The sequence below is a fragment of the Polaromonas sp. genome (genome assembly GCF_030682935.1).
GTDB lineage: Bacteria > Pseudomonadota > Gammaproteobacteria > Burkholderiales > Burkholderiaceae_C > Polaromonas.
The window spans coordinates 1-4,455 of sequence record NZ_JAUXNA010000015.1; the positions used below are offsets into that span (position 1 = coordinate 1).

Below are 4,455 nucleotides of genomic sequence, written 5' to 3' on the forward strand. Positions count from 1 at the left end.
CATTGGGCAATGTTGCAAACGCGCTGACGATCAGCGACACCGGCGAGGTGACTTTTTTGGCTTGGCCATCGTCATTCCAGACCGTGCGCATCGACAGCGAATCCTTGCCAACCGGGATCGACACGCCCAGCGCGGGGCACAGTTCCATGCCGACCGCCTTGACGGTCTCGTACAAGGCCGCGTCCTGGCCCGGCTCGCCGCAGGCAGCCATCCAGTTGGCCGAGAGTTTCACGCGCGGCAACTCGATGGGTGCTGCCAGCAAATTGGTGATGGCTTCGGCCACCGCCATGCGGCCCGATGCAGCGGCATTGACGGCGGCCAGCGGCGTGCGCTCGCCCATGCTCATGGCTTCTCCGCCAAAGCCCTGGTAGTCGGCCAGCGTCACCGCGCAGTCGGCCACCGGCACCTGCCACGGGCCAACCATCTGGTCGCGGTGCGTCATGCCGCCCACGGTGCGGTCGCCAATGGTGATCAGGAAGCGCTTGGAGGCCACCGTCGGGTGGCTCAGCACCCCAATCGCGCTGGCTTGCAGGTCCACGCCGGTCAGGTCCATCGGCTGGATGGCCTGCGCCACGGTTTTAACGTCGCGGTGCATCTTGGGCGGTTTGCCCAGCAGCACGTTCATCGGCATATCGACTGGAGCGGGCTTATCGTCATCCGACAGCACGAGCTGGCGTTCCTCCGTTGCCACGCCAATCACGGCAAACGGGCAGCGCTCGCGTTCGCAAAACGCTTCAAATTGCGGCAGTGACTCGGGGGCAATCGCCATCACATAGCGTTCCTGGCTTTCGTTGCTCCAGATTTCCTTGGGCGACAGGCCGCTTTCTTCGAGCTTGACGGCGCGCAGGTCAAAGCGGGCGCCGCGACCAGCGTCGTTGACGAGTTCAGGGAAGGCATTGGACAAGCCGCCAGCGCCGACGTCGTGAATCGCCAGGATCGGATTGGCCAGGCCCAGCTGGGCGCACCGGTTGATCACTTCCTGGGCGCGCCGCTCGATTTCAGGGTTGCCGCGCTGCACCGAATCAAAGTCGAGCTGGGCCGCGTTGGCGCCCGAGGCCATGGAACTGGCCGCGCTGCCGCCCATGCCGATGCGCATGCCGGGGCCGCCGAGCTGGATCAAGAGCGTGCCGGCCGGAAACAGGATTTTGTGGGTCAGTTCAGCGTCAATCGTGCCAACGCCGCCGGCAATCATGATGGGCTTGTGGTAGCCCCAGCGCTGGCCATTCACGGTTTGCTCGTATTCGCGGAAATAGCCCGCCAGGTTGGGCCGGCCGAACTCGTTGTTGAAGGCGGCGCCGCCGAGCGGGCCTTCCGTCATGATCTGCAGCGGGCTGGCGATGTGGCCGGGCTTGCCGTAATCGCCGTCAAACAGTTTTGAAACCGTGAAGCCGGCCAGCCCTGCTTTGGGTTTGGAGCCGCGCCCGGTCGCGCCTTCGTCGCGAATTTCACCGCCGGCGCCGGTCGATGCGCCGGGGAACGGGGAGATCGCCGTGGGATGGTTGTGGGTTTCGACCTTCATCAGCACATGGGTCAGCACGTCGTCGGTAGCGCTATAGCTTTGATAGCTGCTTTGACCCGCCCCTTCTGGGCTAGAGTCCGATTTTGCATAAAATACCTGAATGGGAGCGCCTTCCATGACCGAGGCATTGTCTGAATACGCCACCACCGTGTGCTGTGGGTTCAGTTGCTCGGTGTTGCGAATCATGCCGAACAGGCTTTTTTCCTGCGGCACGCCGTCAATCGTGAACTCGGCGTTGAAAATTTTGTGGCGGCAATGCTCGCTGTTGGCCTGCGCAAACATCATCAGCTCGACGTCGGTCGGGTTGCGCTTCAGCTGCGTGAAGGCGTTGACCAGGTAATCGATCTCGTCGGCGGCCAGCGCCAGGCCGAATTCGGTGTTGGCGCGCTCCAAAGCCGCCTTGCCGCCCGCCAGCACATCAATGCTTTGCAGCGGCGCGCCGTGCAGTTCCGTGAAAAGGCCTGCTGCCGCCTGCGCGCGGTCGAACACCACGCTTTCAGTCATGCGGTCGTGCAGCAGCGCCGCAACCTGCGCGTGCTGGGCATCGCTCAGGGCTGTTTTGCTGAAAAATCCCGATTTGAGGGTCAGGTGGTATTCGGTGATGCGCTCGATGCGCTTGACGGCCAAGCCGCAGTTGTGCGCGATGTCGGTGGCTTTCGACGCCCAGGGTGACACCGTGCCAAAACGTGGCGACACGATGAACAGCAAGGCGTCACTGGCCGCCACAGGGCACGGGTCGCCATAGGTCAGCAAGGCCGCCAGTTGATTTTTGAGCGAATCCGCAGGCACCGCCTCGGTCGCCACCAGATGCACAAACCGGGCGCTGACGCCCACGATCTTGTCGTGGATGCCTTGCAGGCGGGGAAGAAGTTGCTGGACGCGGAAGTCGCTCAGGGCGCTGATGCCGTGGGCTTCGCCCTCAAAAGTCGTCAGGTGCAGGGTCACGGTAGTAGTGGCCTGGTGGCCTTGTGGTGGAGTATGGGAAGAGGCAGCCGGCAAGCTGTTGGGGGGACCTTGACGTCGCCCGCATGACACCGGTTTGGCAAAGATTTGTCAGAGGCCTGCAAGCTGCGCATGAAGCTGCAATTTTATCAGCGCCTCAGCGACGCACTCCAAACCACCTCACTTTGATTGCGCGCGCCCAAAAAACCGGCAAAAAAACCCCTTTTAAGCGCGTTGAAATGCATCCAAAATAGTCCGGTGGGATAATTACGCCATGAGTATTACTTACAAAGATGCAGCAGAAATTGAAGGCATGCGCGTGGCCGGCAGGCTCGCTGGTGAGTTGCTGGACTACCTGACCCCTTTCGTCAAACCCGGCGTGACCACCAACGAAATCAACCAGTTGGCCCACGACTACATGACCCAGGTTCAGGGAACGATTCCGGCGACGCTGGGATATGGGCCGCCCAACTATGCGCCCTACCCCAAATCGCTGTGCGCCTCGGTCAATCACCAGGTGTGCCACGGCATTCCCAACGACAAGCCGCTTAAAAAAGGCGACATCGTCAACCTTGACGTGACCGGCATCAAGGACGGCTGGCACGGCGACAGCAGCCGCATGTTCCTGGTGGGCGAAGTCTCGATTGCGGCCAAGCGCCTGTGCCAGGTCACTTACGAAGCCATGTGGCAGGGCATCATGCGCGTCAAGCCGGGGGTGCGACTCGGTGATATTGGTTTTGCCATCCAGACTTTTACAGAAAAACAGGGCTATTCGGTGGTGCGCGAATTTTGCGGTCATGGCATTGGCCGCCGCTTTCATGAAGAGCCCCAGGTGATGCACTATGGCCGGCCCGGCACGCAGGAAGAACTCAAGCCCGGCATGACCTTCACGATCGAGCCCATGATCAACATCGGCAAGCGCGACATCAAGGACGGCCCTGAAAAAGACGGCTGGAGCATCGTGACGCGCGACCACTCGCTCTCAGCCCAGTGGGAGCATGTGGTTCTGGTCACTGAAATCGGCTACGAGGTGCTGACACTGTCTGCGGGCAGCCCGCCGATACCGGCATTTGTGCCACAAAACAACCCACAACTGGCCGCTGTCAGCGGCTGATTCAGGCGCTCAGGGTTGATCTGCGCACTTTCAATGTCCCATTTTGTCCGCTTCACCCTTGCCCACTGTTTGCCCACGCATGCTTGATCTGCCTCAGGTGCGCGAGCAATACCGGGCGGGAAAAACCGCACTGCTGGCGTCGCTGGCAAGCAGTGGCGCCTCTTATCGCGGCATTCATGGTGTGTTGAAAAAGCTGTCCAGGCACACCGACGCCACCTTGCAACTGCTGTGGCAGCATGCCGGCTTTCCGGCGAGCGCTTGCCTGGTCGCCGTCGGCGGTTATGGCCGGGGCGAGTTGTTTCCCCATTCGGATGTGGATGTGCTGCTGTTGCTGCCGGACGATGCCAATGCCGAGGGCGATCCGGCCCTCAAGGCCAAAGTGGAAAGCTTCATCGGTCATTGCTGGGACAGCGGCCTGGAGATCGGCTCCAGCGTGCGCACAACAGCGCACTGTGTGGAAGAGGCCGCCAAAGACGTCACGGTGCAGACTTCCCTGCTGGAGGCCCGGCTGATTGCGGGCTCGAAGCACAACTTCGTGAGCTTGCAGCAGCAGCTCGATGCGGTACTGGACCCGCAGGCTTTTTATGTGGCTAAAACACTGGAACTGCGCCAGCGCCACAACAAGTTTGAAAACACGCCCTACGCGCTGGAGCCCAACTGCAAGGAATCGCCGGGCGGCCTACGCGACCTGCAGGTGGTGCTGTGGGTAGCGCGCGCCGCCGGTCTGGGCAAGTCGTGGGACGATCTGGCCAGAGGCGGCCTGGCGACGCCCTTTGAAGTGCGGCAGATCAAGGCCAATGAGGCCTTGCTGAGCCTGATTCGGGCACGCCTGCACATCATTGCCGGGCGCCGCGAAGACCGGCTGGTGTTTGACCTGCAA

The 4,455-nt window shown here is 61.7% G+C and carries 3 protein-coding genes; 2 read left to right on the forward strand and 1 reads right to left on the reverse strand.

Features of this window, described 5'->3' with window-relative positions; all coding sequences use genetic code 11:
* Positions 1-2,464, reverse strand: a 2,464-nt coding sequence (gene purL, locus Q8K05_RS00615) for a phosphoribosylformylglycinamidine synthase (protein WP_305244619.1), incomplete at its 3' end; no start/stop codon positions are given.
* Between the two features lie 271 nt (positions 2,465-2,735).
* Between purL and map the strand changes: the two genes are divergently transcribed.
* Positions 2,736-3,575 carry a type I methionyl aminopeptidase gene (map, locus tag Q8K05_RS00620; protein WP_305244620.1) on the forward strand — a complete coding sequence of 280 codons (840 nt, stop codon included), beginning with the start codon at positions 2,736-2,738 and terminating at the stop codon, positions 3,573-3,575.
* A gap of 79 nt (positions 3,576-3,654) precedes the next feature.
* On the forward strand, positions 3,655-4,455 hold an 801-nt coding region (locus tag Q8K05_RS00625), incomplete at its 3' end, for a DUF294 nucleotidyltransferase-like domain-containing protein (RefSeq protein WP_305244621.1).